At 66.3% G+C, this 15,869-nt stretch carries 21 protein-coding genes; 14 read left to right on the top strand and 7 right to left on the bottom strand.

Annotation, left to right across the window (positions count from 1 at the left end; genetic code table 11):
* Window positions 1-80: 80 nt before the first annotated feature.
* The 5 genes from ACZ1I5_RS21155 to hemE all read right to left on the bottom strand — a co-directional run bounded on the left by ACZ1I5_RS21155 (window position 81) and on the right by hemE (window position 4,030).
* Complete coding sequence (locus ACZ1I5_RS21155) at window positions 81-728, bottom strand: YjbE family putative metal transport protein (RefSeq protein ID WP_465171201.1); 648 nt, start codon at window positions 726-728, stop codon at window positions 81-83.
* Window positions 725-1,015: an antibiotic biosynthesis monooxygenase family protein gene (locus ACZ1I5_RS21150; protein ID WP_465171200.1), complete on the bottom strand. Its 291-nt coding sequence runs from the start codon at window positions 1,013-1,015 to the stop codon at window positions 725-727. The genes ACZ1I5_RS21155 and ACZ1I5_RS21150 overlap by 4 nt, the downstream gene beginning before the upstream one ends.
* Window positions 1,016-1,130: 115 nt before the next feature.
* A complete protein-coding gene (gene rho / locus ACZ1I5_RS21145) occupies window positions 1,131-2,387 on the bottom strand; it encodes a transcription termination factor Rho (RefSeq protein WP_372856418.1) in 1,257 nt (418 codons plus the stop codon).
* Between the two features lie 168 nt (window positions 2,388-2,555).
* Window positions 2,556-3,008 (bottom strand): CopD family protein, encoded by a 453-nt coding sequence (locus tag ACZ1I5_RS21140; protein ID WP_465171199.1) that lies wholly within the window; start codon window positions 3,006-3,008, stop codon window positions 2,556-2,558.
* Window positions 3,005-4,030 (bottom strand): uroporphyrinogen decarboxylase, encoded by a 1,026-nt coding sequence (hemE, locus tag ACZ1I5_RS21135; protein ID WP_465171198.1) that lies wholly within the window; start codon window positions 4,028-4,030, stop codon window positions 3,005-3,007. Before hemE ends, ACZ1I5_RS21140 begins: the two co-directional genes overlap by 4 nt.
* A gap of 343 nt (window positions 4,031-4,373) precedes the next feature.
* On the opposite strand from hemE, the gene ACZ1I5_RS21130 reads away from it, so the two are divergent.
* The 11 genes from ACZ1I5_RS21130 (at window position 4,374) to ACZ1I5_RS21080 (ending at window position 11,286) form a co-directional block, all read left to right on the top strand.
* Window positions 4,374-5,183: a pyruvate, water dikinase regulatory protein gene (locus ACZ1I5_RS21130; protein WP_465171197.1), complete on the top strand. Its 810-nt coding sequence runs from the start codon at window positions 4,374-4,376 to the stop codon at window positions 5,181-5,183.
* Window positions 5,180-5,776 carry a Maf family protein gene (locus tag ACZ1I5_RS21125; protein WP_465171196.1) on the top strand — a complete coding sequence of 199 codons (597 nt, stop codon included), beginning with the start codon at window positions 5,180-5,182 and terminating at the stop codon, window positions 5,774-5,776. The genes ACZ1I5_RS21130 and ACZ1I5_RS21125 overlap by 4 nt, the downstream gene beginning before the upstream one ends.
* On the top strand, window positions 5,773-6,585 hold the full coding sequence (locus tag ACZ1I5_RS21120) for a shikimate dehydrogenase family protein (RefSeq protein WP_465171195.1): 813 nt from the start codon (window positions 5,773-5,775) through the stop codon (window positions 6,583-6,585). Before ACZ1I5_RS21125 ends, ACZ1I5_RS21120 begins: the two co-directional genes overlap by 4 nt.
* A 4-nt stretch (window positions 6,586-6,589) precedes the next feature.
* Window positions 6,590-7,198, top strand: a complete 609-nt coding sequence (gene coaE, locus ACZ1I5_RS21115) for a dephospho-CoA kinase (protein WP_465171194.1) — start codon at window positions 6,590-6,592, stop codon at window positions 7,196-7,198.
* An 8-nt stretch (window positions 7,199-7,206) separates the two neighbouring features.
* The gene (gene dnaQ, locus ACZ1I5_RS21110) at window positions 7,207-7,899 is read left to right on the top strand and encodes a DNA polymerase III subunit epsilon (protein WP_465171193.1); all 693 of its coding nucleotides are present in this window, start codon (window positions 7,207-7,209) and stop codon (window positions 7,897-7,899) included.
* Window positions 7,900-7,952: 53 nt separating this feature from the next.
* The gene (gene hpf, locus ACZ1I5_RS21105) at window positions 7,953-8,537 is read left to right on the top strand and encodes a ribosome hibernation-promoting factor, HPF/YfiA family (RefSeq protein WP_465171192.1); all 585 of its coding nucleotides are present in this window, start codon (window positions 7,953-7,955) and stop codon (window positions 8,535-8,537) included.
* Between the two features lie 70 nt (window positions 8,538-8,607).
* On the top strand, window positions 8,608-9,075 hold the full coding sequence (locus tag ACZ1I5_RS21100; protein WP_465174019.1) for a PTS sugar transporter subunit IIA: 468 nt from the start codon (window positions 8,608-8,610) through the stop codon (window positions 9,073-9,075).
* A complete protein-coding gene (locus tag ACZ1I5_RS21095; RefSeq protein ID WP_465171191.1) occupies window positions 9,062-9,532 on the top strand; it encodes a PaaI family thioesterase in 471 nt (156 codons plus the stop codon). Before ACZ1I5_RS21100 ends, ACZ1I5_RS21095 begins: the two co-directional genes overlap by 14 nt.
* Before the next feature lie 24 nt (window positions 9,533-9,556).
* Window positions 9,557-9,898, top strand: a complete 342-nt coding sequence (locus ACZ1I5_RS21090) for a DUF1491 family protein (protein ID WP_465171190.1) — start codon at window positions 9,557-9,559, stop codon at window positions 9,896-9,898.
* A gap of 159 nt (window positions 9,899-10,057) precedes the next feature.
* Complete coding sequence (locus ACZ1I5_RS21085) at window positions 10,058-10,723, top strand: cell wall hydrolase (RefSeq protein WP_465171189.1); 666 nt, start codon at window positions 10,058-10,060, stop codon at window positions 10,721-10,723.
* 68 nt (window positions 10,724-10,791) lie between these two features.
* Window positions 10,792-11,286 (top strand): MmcB family DNA repair protein, encoded by a 495-nt coding sequence (locus ACZ1I5_RS21080; protein ID WP_465171188.1) that lies wholly within the window; start codon window positions 10,792-10,794, stop codon window positions 11,284-11,286.
* Window positions 11,287-11,293: 7 nt separating this feature from the next.
* On the opposite strand, the gene ACZ1I5_RS21075 is transcribed toward ACZ1I5_RS21080, so the two are convergent.
* Window positions 11,294-11,896 (bottom strand): ankyrin repeat domain-containing protein, encoded by a 603-nt coding sequence (locus ACZ1I5_RS21075; protein ID WP_465171187.1) that lies wholly within the window; start codon window positions 11,894-11,896, stop codon window positions 11,294-11,296.
* Window positions 11,897-11,994: 98 nt separating this feature from the next.
* Between ACZ1I5_RS21075 and ACZ1I5_RS21070 the strand changes: the two genes are divergently transcribed.
* The 3 genes from ACZ1I5_RS21070 to ACZ1I5_RS21060 are packed head-to-tail and all read left to right on the top strand — an operon-like array spanning window position 11,995 to window position 13,714.
* Window positions 11,995-12,612, top strand: coding sequence for an SCO family protein (locus ACZ1I5_RS21070; RefSeq protein ID WP_465171186.1), 618 nt, complete (start codon window positions 11,995-11,997; stop codon window positions 12,610-12,612).
* Entirely contained in the window at window positions 12,609-13,043 is a 435-nt protein-coding gene (locus ACZ1I5_RS21065) for a YcgN family cysteine cluster protein (protein WP_465171185.1), read from the top strand. Before ACZ1I5_RS21070 ends, ACZ1I5_RS21065 begins: the two co-directional genes overlap by 4 nt.
* Entirely contained in the window at window positions 13,040-13,714 is a 675-nt protein-coding gene (locus ACZ1I5_RS21060) for a M48 family metallopeptidase (protein ID WP_465171184.1), read from the top strand. Before ACZ1I5_RS21065 ends, ACZ1I5_RS21060 begins: the two co-directional genes overlap by 4 nt.
* Here ACZ1I5_RS21060 and ACZ1I5_RS21055 read toward each other — a convergent pair.
* Window positions 13,690-15,858 carry a transglycosylase domain-containing protein gene (locus ACZ1I5_RS21055; RefSeq protein ID WP_465171183.1) on the bottom strand — a complete coding sequence of 723 codons (2,169 nt, stop codon included), beginning with the start codon at window positions 15,856-15,858 and terminating at the stop codon, window positions 13,690-13,692. The two genes, ACZ1I5_RS21060 and ACZ1I5_RS21055, sit on opposite strands and share 25 nt — an antisense overlap.
* Window positions 15,859-15,869 lie beyond the last annotated feature (11 nt).

The raw sequence follows: 15,869 nt of genomic DNA, 5'->3' as shown, positions 1-15,869 counted from the left end.
CTAAAACTTTATTGCCGTACCCACCGCAAGGAGCAGCCACGCACGGTGGATGCGGAACAATTCCCGGTTTGGTGGTGACCTCAGACCAGCAGGTGCAGAATACCCACGTCGTTATCCACGATCCCGTGGTAAATCATTGATCCCGATACATAAAGTATCACGGCCAGGCCGATATAGGCGATCCAGTGATAGCGTTCGATCAGCCGCGCGATATAATTCGCGGCGACCGCCATCAGCGTCACCGACAGGATCAGCCCGAACAGCAACACGGTAGGGTGCTCGCGCGCGGCCCCGGCGACGGCAAGGACATTGTCGAGGCTCATCGAGAGATCGGCGATGGCGACCTGGATCGCCGCACGCAGGAAGGTCTTGGTCGGCTTGACGCCTTCGACCGCGGTGGTCGCAGGATCATCGACCGGCACCGCGGCCGGCGCCGGGTGGAGCTCGCGGAACAATTTCCAGGCGACCCAGAGCAGCAATATGCCGCCGCCGAGCAGCAGGCCCACGACATGGAGCAGCTTGGTCGCGATCAGCGCGAAGCCGATCAGGCAGACCATCGCGATGACCACGCCGAAGCCGAGCACCTGCTTGCGCTGCCTCGCCGGCAAGCCGGCCGCGAGCGCGCCCAGCACCATGACGTTGTCGCCCGCCAGCATCAGGTCGATCATGATCACCTGGCCGAGCGTCGCGAGGCCGGCGGCAGTGAACACATCGGCGAAATTGATCACAGACTCTCTCCGAAATAGGTCACGGCCGGCATCGGCTCATAAAAGACATGGAGCAGCGCGCGCCACTGCGCATAACGCGCCGACGCGCGAAATCCCTCACGGTGGCTGGCGATGTCGTCCCACTCCACGAGCAACAGATAGCGATCGGGGCTTTCACAGGCCCTTCGCACCGCGATCGAGCGGAAGCCGGGAGACGCCGCGATGAGCGGGCGAGCCTGGGCCATGGCGGCTTCGAACGCCGCGGACTGGCCGGGTTTAATGGCGAGGAGGGCGTGTTCGAGGATCAAGGACGCGCTCCCGACACACAAGCGGCGCGGGCAAAGCCCGCGCCGTCGACCGGGGCTTTGCCCCGTCGGCCGTGCTTGTGCGAGTCTTGCGGCAGCATGCCGCAAGCCGCACTGCTCACTGATTCATCGAGTCGAAGAAGTCCTCGTTGGTCTTCGAATCCTTCATCTTGTCGAGCAGGAACTCCATCGCGTCGATGGTACCCATCTGCATGAGGATGCGGCGCAGCACCCACATCTTGGAGAGCTTGCTCTTGTCGACCAGCAGTTCCTCCTTGCGGGTGCCGGACTTGCCGACGTCGAGTGCCGGGAAGATACGCTTGTCGGCGACCTTGCGATCGAGCACGATTTCCGAGTTGCCGGTGCCCTTGAACTCTTCGAAGATGACTTCGTCCATGCGGCTGCCGGTGTCGATCAGCGCGGTGGCGATGATCGAGAGCGAGCCGCCCTCCTCGATGTTGCGCGCGGCGCCGAAGAAGCGCTTCGGGCGCTGCAGGGCGTTCGCGTCGACACCGCCGGTCAGCACCTTGCCCGAGCTGGGCACGACCGTGTTGTAGGCGCGGCCGAGGCGCGTGATCGAATCGAGCAGGATCACGACGTCCTTCTTGTGCTCGACCAGGCGCTTGGCCTTTTCGATGACCATTTCGGCGACCTGGACGTGGCGCGTCGCGGGCTCGTCGAAGGTGGAGGACACGACCTCGCCCTTCACCGAACGCTGCATGTCGGTCACTTCCTCGGGCCGCTCGTCGATCAGCAGCACGATCAGGAACACTTCGGGGTGATTGTCGGTGATGGCCCGCGCGATGTTCTGCAGCAGCACCGTCTTGCCGACGCGCGGCGGGGCGACGATCAGGGCACGCTGGCCCTTGCCCTGCGGGCTGATGATGTCGATCACCCGCGCCGACTTGTCCTTGATCGTCGGATCCTGCGGATCGAGCGTCAGCTTCTCTTCGGGATAGAGCGGGGTGAGGTTATCGAAATTGACGCGGTGGCGAACCGCATCGGGATCGTCGAAATTGACCGAGGTCAGGCGGGTCAGCGCAAAATAGCGTTCGCCATCCTTCGGCCCGCGAATCTCGCCCTCGACCGTGTCGCCGGTGCGCAGACCGAATTTGCGGACCTGGTTGGGCGACATGTAGATATCGTCCGGGCCAGCGAGATAATTCGCCTCCGGGCTGCGCAGGAAGCCGAAGCCATCGGGCAGTACCTCGATCGTGCCCAGACCCATGATCTGTTCGCCATTTTCCGCCTGGACCTTGAGGATCGCGAACAGAAGATCCTGCTTGCGCAAGGTCGACGCGCTTTCGACGCCGAGCTCCTCGGCCATCGCGACCAGCTCGGCCGGGCTTTTCTTCTTGAGGTCTTTGAGATGCATGGGGGGCGTCCGGACGTGAGATGGTGCTGGGGTTAGCGTCTGTCGGCGAAAGGGAAAACGCGACGATGCTGGAGGAGGGTGCCGCGGCCCGGAACGCATGGCTCCGCGCGCTTCGACAGCCTCGGACCTAGGTGTCGGTCTTGCTCAAGTCAAGTCGCGAACACCGATTCAGAAGGGTCGGACGATCACCAGGATGACGATCAGCGCGGTCAGGATCGCCGGCACCTCGTTGATCAGGCGGAGCTGCTTGCCCGTCAGCGTCGGCTTGCCGGCCGCAAGCTTCTTGGCATAGCCGACCGCCCAGCCATGATAGCCACTGAGGATCACCACCAGCAGCAGCTTGGCGTGGAGCCAGCCCAGGCCGCCGACACCGGCGAACAATCCCGCGTTCACGGCCAGCATCAGGCCGAGGATCCACACGAGGATCATCGACGGCGTCAGGATCATGGTGCGGAGCCTGGTTTCCCGCTCGACCCACTTTTGTGCCTCGGCCGACCCCGGCTGTGCCTCCTGGTGATATACGAGGTAGCGCGGCAGCATGAACATGCCGGCCATCCAGAAGATGACGAAGACGACATGCGCCGCCTTGACCCAGAGATAGGCGTTTCCGAGGAAATTCATCGCGCTCTCCGCACATGCGCCAGGAGGCGCTCGACATGGGCGATCGGCGTATCCTGCAGGATGCCATGCCCCAGATTGAAGATATGCGGCCGATCGGCCAGCGCCTCAAGGATTCGTGTCGCCGCGGCGTCGAGCGCGTCGCCGCCGGCGATTAGGGCAAGCGGATCGAGATTGCCCTGCACCGGTAAACCGTCCGGCAGGCTGGCATGCGCCCAGACCGGGTCGACCGTCTCGTCCAGTCCGATCGCGTCGGCGCCCGTCTCCCGCGCATAAGCCGGCAGCTTGCCGCCGGCGCCCTTGGGAAAGCCGATCACGGGTGTACCCGGATGCATTTCATGCAGCGCGGTGACGATCTTCGCGGTCGGCGCGATCACCCAGCGTTCGAACTGTGCCGGGGACAGGCTGCCCGACCAGCTGTCGAACAGCTGCACCGCCTCGACCCCGGCCCGGATCTGGCGGGAGAGATAGGCAATCGTGCTGTCGGCGATCGCATCGATGATCTCGGCAAAGGCCCTGGGATCGGTATAGGCGAAACGGCGCGTCTCGCCCTGATCGCGGCTGCCATGGCCGGCGACCATATAGGTGGCGACCGTCCAGGGACTTCCCGCAAAGCCGAGAAAGCTGGTTTCGGCCGGTAGCATCGCGGCGACCTTCGCCACCGTGGCATAGACCGGCTCGAGCCGCTCAGGGGCCGCCTGGAGCCCCGCCAGCGCATGATCGACCAGCGGCGGGGCCAGAGCAGGCCCTTCACCCGCGCCGAAGCTCAGCGCCTGTCCCAGCGCCCAGGGAACCATGAGGATATCGGAGAAGAGGATCGCGCCGTCGAAGCCGAAGCGGCGGATCGGCTGGAGAGTCACTTCCGCCGCGGCGTCGGGATCGGTCGCGAGCGCGAGGAAGCCGCCTTTCTCCGCCCGGAGCGCGCGATATTCGGGAAGATAGCGCCCGGCCTGGCGCATCAGCCAGACGGGCGGAACGTCGTGCCGGACACCCTTGAGGGTCGCGAGCAGGCGCTTTTCGGTCACGGGAGTCGGGATCGCGAGAGTCCTTCTATCTGATAAGAAGAGAATCTAAAAAGGATGTAGCGGTGGTTGGCGCGTGGATGGCGGGGCTTATGCGTTCGTCCCCGAAATGCCAACAGCTTGACGCGGCGGGGGCCGCAGACTCGACCGGAGTCGGCCGGACGATCCCCATTATCCACAGGCTGTGCGCGAAACCATCGGGGTGTGGGCGCGATTGTGGGAAACTCCGGACTTTTCCACCGATGGCGATCGCTTTGCGTGGCGGGAAAGTTGCGCTAGCGATTTTCCGGATGTTCTCCACAGCTCCATCCCCAACTGGTTTTTTCGCTCGCGGTGCGCGGCCATAATGCGGCTGCATCTCCATCTTCTGTCGGATTCCACCGGCGAGACGCTCGAGAATATCGCGAAGGCGGCGCTCGCCCAATATGACGATGTCGAGACGATCCGCCATTTCTGGCCGATGGTCCGCACCGAAGCCCATCTCGAGCGAATCCTGCAGGAGATCGCGCAAAATCCCGGGCTGGTGGTGTTCACTCTGGTCAACAGCGCGACGCGGCGTACGCTGGAGACGCGGTGCCGCGCACTGGGGCTGCCGGCGGTCGCGCCGCTCGATCCGGTGACCGACGCGCTCTCCAGCCTGCTCGGCCAGCAGGCCAAGGCGCGGCCGGGGCGCCAGCATGTGCTCGACGCCGCCTATTTCGCCCGGGTCGACGCGATCCAGTTCACCATGGCGCATGATGACGGGATCAACTGGGAGGATTGGGAGGAAGCCGATATCGTGCTGGCGGGCGTGTCGCGCTCGTCCAAGACGCCGACTTCGATCTATCTCGCCAATCGCGGCTTCAAGACCGCGAATATCCCGATCGTGGTGGAAAGCCCGCCGCCGACGGCGCTGTTCTCGCTCCGGCATCCCTTGGTGGTCGGCCTGACCACCAGCGCCGACCGGCTGATCCAGGTGCGGCGCAATCGCCTGCTCTCGCTCAATCAGGCGCCCGAGACATCCTATGTGGATCAGGAGGCCGTCACGCGTGAGGTCGCCTTTGCGCGGCGGATGTTCGCCGACAATGGCTGGCCGGTGATCGACGTGACGCGCCGGTCGATCGAGGAGACGGCGGCGGCGATCGTGCAACTGGTCAACGAGCGGGATTCGGCATGAGACTGATCCTGGCGTCGAACAGCGCGTCGCGTCGCGCGATGCTGAGCGCGGCCGGCGTGCCGTTCGAGGCGATGTCGGCTAATGTCGACGAGGAGTCGGCCAAGGTCGCGATGCGCGCCGAGGGCGTCGCGCCACGCGACCTGGCGGACCGGCTGGCCGAGCTTAAAGCGCTGCGCGTATCGCACCGCGAGCCCGAGGCGCTGGTGCTGGGCAGCGACTCGGTGGTGGCGCTCGAGGACGGATCGATGCTCGATAAACCCGGCGATCGCGCCGAGGCGGCCGAGCACCTCCGCCGCCTGTCGGGCAAGCGCCATGAGCTGATCAGCGCCGCGGTGATGGCGGTCGATGGCCGGCCGGTCTGGCGCGTGGTCGACCGTGCGAAGATGTTCGTCCGCACCCTCTCCGACAGCTTCATCGAGCGCTATCTCGATGAGGAATGGCCGGAGATTTCGGGCTGCGTCGGCTGCTACCGCATCGAGGGACCAGGCGCGCAATTGTTCAGCCGGATCGAGGGGAGCCAGTTCACCGTACTGGGCCTGCCGCTGCTGCCGGTGCTCGATTATCTACGGGTCAGGGGTATTTTGACGTCATGACGGCACCGTATGCCGAGGTGATCGGCGATCCGATCAAGCACAGCAAATCGCCGTTGATCCACCGTTTCTGGATTGAGGCGCTGGGTCTGGACGCGGATTACCGGGCGCATCATGTGACGCCCGACGCGCTCGCCGCCTATTTCGACGCGCGCCGCGCCGACCCGGCCTGGCGGGGATGCAACATCACCCTGCCGCACAAGGAGGCAGCGCTCGATCTGGTCGAGGATCGCGGCGGCGTGCGCGCGACGATCGGCGCGATCAACCTCGCGATGCGGGCTGAGGACGGCGTGCTGATCGGCACCAATACCGATGCGGGCGGCTTCTACGCGCCGATCGCCGATCTCGATCTGGCCGGCGCGCCGGTGGCGGTGATCGGGGCGGGCGGCGCGGCGCGGGCGATCCTGTTCGCGCTGTCGCGGATCGGTGTCGGCGAGGTGACGATCCTCAACCGCAACGTGCTGAAGGCGGCGGCGCTGCTCTCCACCTTCGGGCTGAAGGGCAAGGCGTTGCCACTGAGTGCGCCGCTGCCGGCGGCGGCGCTTCTGGTCAACACCAGCTCGCTCGGCATGACCGGCCAGCCGCCGCTCGAGCTGGACCTGTCGCCGCTTCCCGAGGATGCGGTGGTCTATGAGATCATCTATGCGCCGCTCGAAACCGCCTTGCTGAAGGCGGCGCGGGCGCGCGAGCTGGATGTCGTCGATGGCCTCGACATGCTGATCGGCCAGGGCGCACTGGCGTTCGAGCTGCTGTTCGGCGCGGAGCCGCCGCGCGACCGCGACGAGGAACTTCGCGACCTGTTGATGTCATGACGTCATGCTGACCGCGCCCCCCCTGACTCTGGGTCTCACCGGATCGATCGGCATGGGCAAGTCGACCGTCGCCGCGATGTTCGAGGATCTCGGCGTGCCGGTGTTCGATTCGGATGCGGCGGTGCACCGGCTCCAGGGCCAAGGCGGGCGGCTCGTCGCGGCGATCGAGGCGATGTTTCCCGATACGACCGGGCCGAAGGGCGTCGACCGCACCCTGCTCGGCGAAGCGGTGCTGGCCGATCCGCGCGCGCTGAAGCGGCTCGAGGCCCTGATCCATCCCGCGGTCGGCGAGGAGCGGGCTGCCTTCCTCGCCGCCCACGCCGATGCGCCGCTGGTCGTGTTCGACGTGCCCTTGCTGTTCGAAACCGGTGGCGAGACGCGAGTCGACAAGGTCGCCGTGGTCTCGGCACCGGGCGATGTCCAGCGCGCCCGGGTGCTGGCGCGGCCAGGCATGACCAAGGCCAAGCTGGAGGCGATCCTCGCGCGGCAGATGCCCGATGCGGAGAAGCGCGCGCGGGCCGATTTCGTCATTCCGACCGGGGGTAGCCTCGCGGAGACCCGCGCTGCGGTCGAGTCATTGGTCTCTTGCCTCAGGCCCTCGCAATCCCGATAACATATGTAATGCGCGAGATCGTCTTCGACACCGAAACTACCGGCTTCAGCTTCGCCGACGGCGACCGGATGGTGGAGATCGGCTGTGTCGAGCTGGTCAACCGGGTCGAGACCGGACGCACCTTCCACGCCTATTTCCATCCCGAACGGACCATGCCGGCCGAGGCGCAGCGCGTGCACGGGCTGAGCGATGCCTTTCTGTCAGACAAGCCGTTGTTCGGGCACGGCGTCGACGATCTGCTCGAGTTCCTCGGCGATGCGCCGCTGGTCGCGCACAATGCCAGCTTCGATTTCGGCTTCCTCAATGGCGAGCTCGTCCGCTGCGGGCGCAAGGCAGTCCATCTCGACCGGATGGTCGACACGATCGTGCTGGCGCGCACCCGCCATCCGGGCGCCAAGCACAGCCTCGACGCGCTGTGCGGCCGCTATGGCATCGATCGCAGCCACCGCGTCGTGCACGGCGCATTGCTCGACGCGCAGCTGCTGTCGCAGGTCTATGTCGAGCTGACCGGCGGGCGCCAGATCGGGCTGACCCTGGTCAGCGAGACGATCGAGGTCCAGACCAGTTTTCAGCCGGCCTCGGCGCCGGCGATCGTGCGGCCTGCCCGGCTTTTCGAGGCAAGCGCCGCGGAACTCGCGCGCCACGCGGCGTTTATGGAGAAGATCAAGAATCCGCTTTGGGGGGTCGAGGCGTCCGGTTGACGCAGGTACGGGGCCAGGCCTAGCTGCCTGGTTTCCGTTGAAGGAGAATGCTCATGGATATCCGGATTTCGGGCCATCAGGTCGCTACCGGCGACGCACTGAAAAGCCATGTCGAGACTCGGCTCCAGGGTATCGCCGCGAAATATTTCTCTCGGGCGATTTCGGCCCAGGTCACTTTCGGCAAGGGGCCGCACGACAATGGCTTCACCTGCGACATCGTCGCGCATGTGATGCAGGGCCTGGTGCTGAAGGGCAGCAATGACGGGATGGACGCGCATGGCGCGTTCGACGGCGTGGCCGACAAGATCGAGAAGCAGCTGCGCCGCTATATGCGCCGCCTGAAGGACCGCAATTCGAGCCAGGCCGCCGCCGCCGATGGGGCCGAGGCGGCGGACGACAATGCCGGTTATACCGTGTTCCGCGAAGCCGATGAGGAAGCGGCCGAGGATTTTCCGCTGATCGTGGCGGAGACACGGGTCGACGTGCCTGACGCAACGGTTTCCGATGCCGTCATGATGCTCGATCTGCGCAACACCACCGCCCTGTTGTTCCGCAACGCCGGCTCGGGCGCGTACAACATGGTCTATCGTCGCGGTGACGGGACGATCGGCTGGGTCGAGCCGCACCGCGCGGCCTGACGGCCGAGCTATCGCACGGCGCCAAATGGCGCTATGGGCGCCCCCCGGGTGGGGGTGCCCAAGGATGACGATGACCGACCTGAGCGATCTGTTGCTGCCGGAAACCGTGCTCGAACGGCTCGCGGTGACCAACAAGAAAACCCTGTTCCAGCAGCTCGGCATGGCTGCGGCGGCGGCCTATGGGCTCGATGCCACCGCGGTCGCCGATGGCTTGGTCAAGCGCGAGAAGCTGGGGTCGACGGGATTCGGCAGCGGCGTCGCGACGCCGCATGCGCGCCTTGCCGGTCTCAATCACGTCGTCGGCGTGTTCGCGCGCCTGGCCCAGCCGATCGACTTCCAGGCAGTCGACGATCTGCCGGTCGACATCGTGTTCATGCTGTTGTCGCCGGTCGATGCCGGTGCGCTGCACCTGAAGGCGCTTGCCAGGGTGTCGCGCCGGCTGCGCGAGCGCGGATTCGTCGACAAGCTGCGCGGTGCCGGGTCGCGCGACGCGATCTATGCCTTGCTGACCGCCGACGAGGCACGTGACGCCGCCTGAGTCTCCCGCGCAGGGCGAGGAAGCGCATTTCCGCGCGCTCGAATCGCTGTACGCGGCGGCGCCGATCAACCGCCTGTTCGAATCAAGGCTGGAGATTCCGGCCGCGGGCGTCGCGCGGATCCACTTCCTGATCGACGAGCGCTATTATCATGCCGGCGGCGCGGCGCACGGCACGAGCTATTTCAAGATGCTCGACGACGCGGCCTTTTATGCCGCCAACAGCCTGGTCACCGACCGTTTCCTGCTGACCACCGCGTTCAACCTGCTCTTCACCAAGCCGCTCAAGGCCGGCCCCGTCGTCGCCGAGGGGCGCTGGATCAGCGGGCAGCGGCGCGTGTTCGTCGCCGAGGCGCGGCTGATCGACAGCGAGGGCGAGGAAGCGGCGAGAGGCACCGGCACCTTCATGCGCAGCCGGATCGCGCTGGCGGGCCTGCCCGGATATCGGACGGCACCGTGAGCGCCCGGCGATGAGCGCCCGGCGATGAGCGAACGCCTGCCAAGCGGGCTGCTGGTTGGCGCCATGCTCCGGCGGGTGAACGATGCCGGCGGGATCGGCACGGTGCTCGCCAGGGGCGATGCCCAGGCGGGGGCGATCCTCATCATCGCGTTGGAAAAGGGAGTCAATTCCGGCGCGTTCGAGCGCGGAATCGGGCCGGACGGGGCCGTTCAGCTGCTTCGTGTTGGGCCACAAACCATTGAAGATCCAACGGAAATAACCGAATATTGGCGGCGGAGACGCAGCCGCGATCCCGATTTATGGGTGATCGAACTGGATATCGCGTCGGCGGAACGATTCGCCGCAGAAACGATGTTGTCGGGTTGACTTGAAGGCCCCCGGCACCGAAAGCCCGCGCTCAGTCACGCGCGTTGTGCCGTGCCGGGTGCGATCCGGCTAGGTTACGCAGTCGGGGGGACGTCCGGGGCGATCGCATTTTCTTGATCCGATCAGCTTCCGCACACCACCGCATTTTTCGAAGTTTTAATGACGTTTTTCACTCGCGCCGCAGCCATCGCGGCGATGTCCCTGACCATCACCAGCCTGATCGGCGCCAGCACGCCGGGCTTTGCCTTCGAGCTCGACAGGTCCCTTAAACTCCCGACCGTCGTTCCAGTTCCCGTTGCCAGCCCCACGCCCGAAGCCGCCGCCACGCCGGCGCCGCTCGCGGAAGCTGCCGATTCCGTCGCCAAGACCGACGCCGATATTCCCGCCATTGTCCCTGCCGAGCAGGCGGATGAAGACTATGACAGCCTGGCCGAGGCCGTTGCCGCGCAGGATACCGATGCGCGCGACCGTGACCTGACCTGCATGGCGGGCGCCATCTATTTCGAAGCGAAGGGTGAGCCGCTGTCGGGCCAGCTCGCGGTCGGCGAGGTCATCCTCAACCGCACCAAGTCGGGCCGCTTTCCCAAGTCGATCTGCTCGGTCGTGACTCAGCCGGGCCAGTTCTCGTTCGTTCGCGGCGGCCGTGTGCCGGTCATCGCCAACAATGCCGCCTATCGCACCGCCGTGGCCGTCGCCCGCGTCGCGATGGCCGATGCCTGGGACAGCCCGGCGCCGAACGCGATGTACTTCCACGCCCGCCGGGTTTCGCCGGGCTGGCGCATGACCAAGATCGCCGCGATCGGCAATCACGTCTTCTATCGCTGAGGCGATAATACTCCCTTCAACGATGCGCGGATTTGACCCGCGTTCGTGAAATGTTCTAGATCGGGGGGATGCTGCAGCGTCCCCCCGAATCATGTGTAGACGCCCCCGGATCGCCGCTCTGCGCGGCGGATGTGGCCCGGGGCACGGTGCGCATGCTGCTCCGCCACGATCTGGTCGCCATGGCCGAGGTGCCGCTCGACGGCGGCCGGCGCGCCGACCTGATGGCGCTCGATTCGCGCGGCAATATCATCATCGTCGAGATCAAGGTGTCGCGCGCCGATCTGCTCGGCGATGGCAAATGGATGGATTATCTCGCCTGTTGCGATCGTTTCTACTGGGCGATCCCGGCCGGCTTCGATGCGTCGCCGCTGGACGGCGAGGCCTTCCTGCCGGCGCGTACCGGCGTGATCGTCGCCGATCGCTACGACGCGGCGATCACCCGCGAAGCGCATACCGACCCGCTGTCCAGCGCGACCCGCAAGCGCAACACGCTCGCCTTCGCGCGGCGCGCCGGCCGGCGATTGACCGGATTGATCGACCCCGAGGCCGGGGCGCTGCTGTGAGAATATTCTAGAGGCTGGGTCCCGATACGGCGCGGCGGGCCTTTTTGGGGTTCTCGGCCATCAGCTTGGCCATCGCCGTGGATCGCGCGTCTTCCGTCGCATAATCGCGCGCCGATTTGCCGGCAATGACGTCGGCCTGGTCGGGATCCGCCCCGGCGGCGAGCAAGGTGCGCGCCAGGCCGAGATCGCGCCGCTGGACGGCGCGGATCAGCGGGGTCTCGCCGCTCGAATTGGCGAGATTCACATTGGCCTTCTTGTCGAGCAGCGCCTGGATCAGATCCACCTCGCCAAGGCTCGCGGCCACCAGCAACGGGGTATTGCCCTTGCCATCGCGGATATTGGGGTCGGCGCCCTGCGCCAGCAGATAGCGAAGATAGGTCGCGTCGCTGCGCTTCACGACGATGTGCAGCGCGCCCTCTCCGGTCGAAATGTCACGCGTGTTGAGCACCGTCGTACCTGGCACCCGCAGCATCTTCTCGACATCGGAACCCTTGGCGTCCTTCACCGCCTGGAGGAATTTATAGCCTTCGGACTGGTTCTGCGCCTGAGCGGGAATGGCGGTGCCGAGCAACGCGACGGTAAACGCGATGCCGAATGTACGAGCGATCATCTGGTGGACGGGCCCCTGTAATGCCGGAGGCGCCTTGCGATGGCGCCTTCGGGTCCAACTTGCGCGGAGGCCCTTAACAGATCATGGCTGGCCACGCCATGAACGAGATAGCCCGCGTGCCCGCAATCATCCTCCGCCGAACCCTCGTCGCCCTGCTGCTGATCGCGCCCCTCGCCGCCTGTTCGGGTTCCGGCGCGCCGGCCAGGCCGCCGCTCGACGGCGCGCGCATTGGGGGCCCCTTCACCCTGACCAATCAGGACGGCAAGCAGGTCACCGACCGCGATTTCGCGGGCAAATACCGCATCGTCTATTTCGGCTACACTTTCTGCCCGGACGTCTGCCCGGTCGACGCGCGCAATATCGGCCTCGGCCTGAGCGCGGTCGAGAAGAGCGATCCGGCGCTGGGCGCGAAGATCGTGCCGCTGTTCATCACGATCGATCCGGCGCGGGACACGCCCGACGTACTCAAGAGCTTCGTCGCCAATTTTCACCCGCGCATGGTCGGGCTGACCGGCAGCGCGACCGCGATCGACGCGACGGCGAAGGAATATGCGGTCTATTACAAGAAGGGCGAGTTGAGTCCGGGCGGCGGCTATATGGTGGATCACAGCCGGGTCGCCTATCTCATGGACCCCGAGGGCAAGCCGATGGCATTGCTGCCGCAGGATCAGTCGCCCGAGGCGATTGCGACCGAGATCAAACGCTGGGTGAAATGAGCGACCGCTTCTGGGAAACGACTCCGATCGACGCGCTGGACCGCGGCCAGTGGGAGGCGCTGTGCGACGGCTGCGGCAAATGCTGCGTCCACAAGCTGGAGGATGAGGAAACCGGCGAGCTGATGGCGACCAACGTTTCCTGCCGCCTGCTCGACCGCAAGACGGCGCAATGCTCGGATTACCGGCATCGCCACGCCTATGTCAGCGAGTGCGTGCGCCTGACGCGCGACAATGTCCGCGAGATCGACTGGCTGCCTTCGACCTGCGCCTATCGTCTGCGGGCGGCGGGCGAAACGCTGCCCCGCTGGCATTATCTGGTCTGCGGGGATCGCGACGCCGTTCACCGGGCCGGTGAGTCCGTGAAGGGCTGGACCGTCTCGGAAGACGATGTCGGCGATCTGGAGCATCATCTGATCGACCGCCAATTGTGAGCGCGCCGGTCGAGGTCGTCCGCAACGCCCGGGCTCGCCGCGCGAAGCTGTCGGTCGATCCGGCCAGCGGCCGGGTGCGGCTTACCTTGCCGACTCGCGCGCCGGTCAAGCCGGCGCTGCTCTGGGCCGAAGGGCAGAAGGCCTGGATCGATGCCCAGCGTGCGCGCCTCCCGAGTCCGAGGCCGCTCGCGCCGGGCGGCGTGGTGCCGTTCGGCGATAGCTGGTTGACGATCGACTGGAGCGAGGGCGGGCCCCGGCGAATCGAGCGCGACGGCGATATCCTGCGGTGCGGTGGCTCTCGCGAGGGTCTGTCGCGCCGGATCGAGACCTGGCTCAAGCGTGAGGCGCTGCGTATCCTGAGCGCCGAGACCGCCGAATTCGCGGCGCGCGCCGGCGTTGGCGTCACCAGGGTCGCGATCGGCGATCCCCGCGGACGCTGGGGAAGCTGCACGTCAAGCGGGGCGATCCGGTACAGCTGGCGGCTGATCCTGGCGCCGGACTTCGTGCGGCGGGCGACCGTCGCGCATGAGGTCGCGCACCGGGTGCACATGAATCACGGACCGGATTTCCACGCGCTGGTCGCACGGCTGGACGAGAGCGATCCGGCACGGTCCCGGGCATGGCTGCGCGCTAACGGCGCCGCGCTTCACTGGATCGGGCGCGAATCCTGAGGCCGCTCGGTCGGCCGGTCTGACGGCGGTATCACAGGGGCGCGTTCGCGTTGTGGTGCGGGCCGCCCGGGCGGCGGGGTGCGGCCAAGCGCACGATCCATCCATTCCTGGTCGAGCCGCTCGGGTCGTTCCTCCGGCCGGGCGGTACGTGCGGCGCGTTCCTGTTGATCCGGCGGCAACGGGTTGCCGTCGGGGTCGACCAGGGGCGGCCCCGGATCGGACGGCGCGGTCGTGCCGGGTTCGACCGGATTGCCGTCCTCATCGACGAACAGGCCGTTATCGGGTTCGCCGAAATAGGATTCCTGATCCGGTTCGAGCTGCCATTCGGGCAGAGTCACCTGCGTGTCGAACGCTTCGACCGGGCGATTGGCGACGGCAGGTTTCATGAAGGCGGCAAAGGCGCGCGCTGGCGCAGTGCCGCCCTGCAGGCCCGGGACCGCCTTCGCATCGTCGCGTCCCATCCAGACGCCGGTGGTGAGGCCGCTGGAAAAGCCCAGGAACCAGCCATCCTTGTTCGACGTGGTCGTGCCGGTCTTGCCGGCAACCGGACGGCCGATCTGCGCTGCCTTGCCGGTGCCCGTATTGACCGCGGTCTGCAGCAGGTCGGTCATCTGCGCCGCGACATAGGGCGCGACCAGCACATGGCTGCGGTCGACCTGCTGGGCATAGATCGTCTCGCCATTCGCGGTCACCTTGGTGATGCCATAGGGCGTCACGGCGACGCCCTTGTTGGCGACGCTGGCAAAGGCGCGGGTCATGTCGAGCAGCCGCACGTCCGAGGTGCCGAGCACCATTGCCGGGTGCGTGTCGACCTTCGTCGTGATGCCGAAGCGGCGGGCCATGTCGGCGACGGTGCTGAAGCCGACTTCCTGGCCCAGCTTGGCGGCGATGGTGTTGACTGAATAGGCGAAGGCGGTGCGGATCGTCATCTCGCCGCGATTGGCGCCCGAGCTGTTGCGCGGGCTCCAGCCATTGATCGAGATCGGTTCGTCGACCAGCGTATCCTCGGGCTTGTGCCCTGCCTCGAGCGCCGAGAGATAGACGAACAGCTTGAACGCCGATCCCGGCTGGCGGACCGCCTGAGTCGCGCGATTGTAGATCGACGAGACATAATCCTTGCCGCCGACCATTGCGCGCACCGCGCCGTCGCGGTCGATCGCGACCAGCGCGCCCTGGGCGTTGGCCGGCGCGTTGGCGCGGATCGCTGTATCGGCATCGCGCTGCATGTTGAGGTCGAGCGTGGTCCACACCTCTAGCGGCCGGCTCGTCTCGTCGATCAGCAGCTCGAGCTGGGGCAAGGCCCAGTCAGTGAAATAGCGCACGCTGTTCTGTTTGGGCTCGGGCGCCAGCGCGACGCTCTTCGGATCGGCCGACGCGGCTTCGGCGGCGGTGATCTTGCCCGTTTCCTGCATCAGGTCGATCACCACGCCGGCGCGGCCCACCGCGGCCTCGGCATCGGCGGTCGGCGAATAGCGCGAGGGCGCCTTGACCAGGCCGGCGATCACCGCGGCTTCGGACAGGGTCAGCTTGTCGGCGCCATGGCCGAAGAATTTCCGCGCGGCGGCATCGATGCCATATGCGCCACCGCCGAAATAGACCTTGTTGAGATAGAGTTCGAGGATCTGGTCCTTGGTGAACTTGCGCTCCATCGCCAGCGCGAGCAGCGCTTCGCGCGATTTGCGGCCGACATCATATTTGTTCGACAGGAAGATGGTGCGCGCGACCTGCTGGGTAATGGTCGACGCCCCCTGGAAACGCCGGTCGGTGCCGCGATTGACGAAGGCGAGCTTCACCGCGCGCATGACGCCGATCGGGTCGATGCCGAGATGCGAGCGGAACCGGCGATCCTCCACCGCGACCATCGCATCGCGCATGACCGGCGGAATCCGGTCATAGGGCAGCCATTCGCCATAGCTTGGCCCCATCGACACGATCACCGTGCCGTCGGCGGCATGGACGCGGATCATCTGGCCGTTGGGCGAGGACTTCAACTCCTCGAAGCTCGGCAGCTGCCCGCGCTGGACATAGACCGCGACGACCAGGGCGATCAGCCCCAGCAGGATGAGCACGCCCGAGATGCGCAGCGCCAGCATCAGCCGGCGACGCCAGATCGGGGACGGGGATGGTCGGGAACGGCTGGCCATGGGGCTCCGCG

The organism is Sphingomonas sp. BL-S-30 (assembly GCF_055521475.1).
The sequence above is the reverse complement of the archived record's forward strand: the minus strand, read 5'-3'. Positions and strand labels throughout refer to the sequence as shown.

Coding starts and splice junctions, on each gene's coding strand:
- rho (WP_372856418.1), bottom strand. CDS start 2,387: ATGCATCTCAAAGACCTCAAGAAGAAAAGCCCGGCCGAGCTGGTCGCG.
- ACZ1I5_RS21140 (WP_465171199.1), bottom strand. CDS start 3,008: ATGAATTTCCTCGGAAACGCCTATCTCTGGGTCAAGGCGGCGCATGTC.
- ACZ1I5_RS21130 (WP_465171197.1), top strand. CDS start 4,374: ATGCGGCTGCATCTCCATCTTCTGTCGGATTCCACCGGCGAGACGCTC.
- ACZ1I5_RS21125 (WP_465171196.1), top strand. CDS start 5,180: ATGAGACTGATCCTGGCGTCGAACAGCGCGTCGCGTCGCGCGATGCTG.
- ACZ1I5_RS21120 (WP_465171195.1), top strand. CDS start 5,773: ATGACGGCACCGTATGCCGAGGTGATCGGCGATCCGATCAAGCACAGC.
- coaE (WP_465171194.1), top strand. CDS start 6,590: ATGCTGACCGCGCCCCCCCTGACTCTGGGTCTCACCGGATCGATCGGC.
- dnaQ (WP_465171193.1), top strand. CDS start 7,207: ATGCGCGAGATCGTCTTCGACACCGAAACTACCGGCTTCAGCTTCGCC.
- hpf (WP_465171192.1), top strand. CDS start 7,953: ATGGATATCCGGATTTCGGGCCATCAGGTCGCTACCGGCGACGCACTG.
- ACZ1I5_RS21100 (WP_465174019.1), top strand. CDS start 8,608: ATGACCGACCTGAGCGATCTGTTGCTGCCGGAAACCGTGCTCGAACGG.
- ACZ1I5_RS21090 (WP_465171190.1), top strand. CDS start 9,557: ATGAGCGAACGCCTGCCAAGCGGGCTGCTGGTTGGCGCCATGCTCCGG.
- ACZ1I5_RS21085 (WP_465171189.1), top strand. CDS start 10,058: ATGACGTTTTTCACTCGCGCCGCAGCCATCGCGGCGATGTCCCTGACC.
- ACZ1I5_RS21080 (WP_465171188.1), top strand. CDS start 10,792: ATGCTGCAGCGTCCCCCCGAATCATGTGTAGACGCCCCCGGATCGCCG.
- ACZ1I5_RS21075 (WP_465171187.1), bottom strand. CDS start 11,896: ATGATCGCTCGTACATTCGGCATCGCGTTTACCGTCGCGTTGCTCGGC.
- ACZ1I5_RS21070 (WP_465171186.1), top strand. CDS start 11,995: ATGAACGAGATAGCCCGCGTGCCCGCAATCATCCTCCGCCGAACCCTC.
- ACZ1I5_RS21065 (WP_465171185.1), top strand. CDS start 12,609: ATGAGCGACCGCTTCTGGGAAACGACTCCGATCGACGCGCTGGACCGC.
- ACZ1I5_RS21055 (WP_465171183.1), bottom strand. CDS start 15,858: ATGGCCAGCCGTTCCCGACCATCCCCGTCCCCGATCTGGCGTCGCCGG.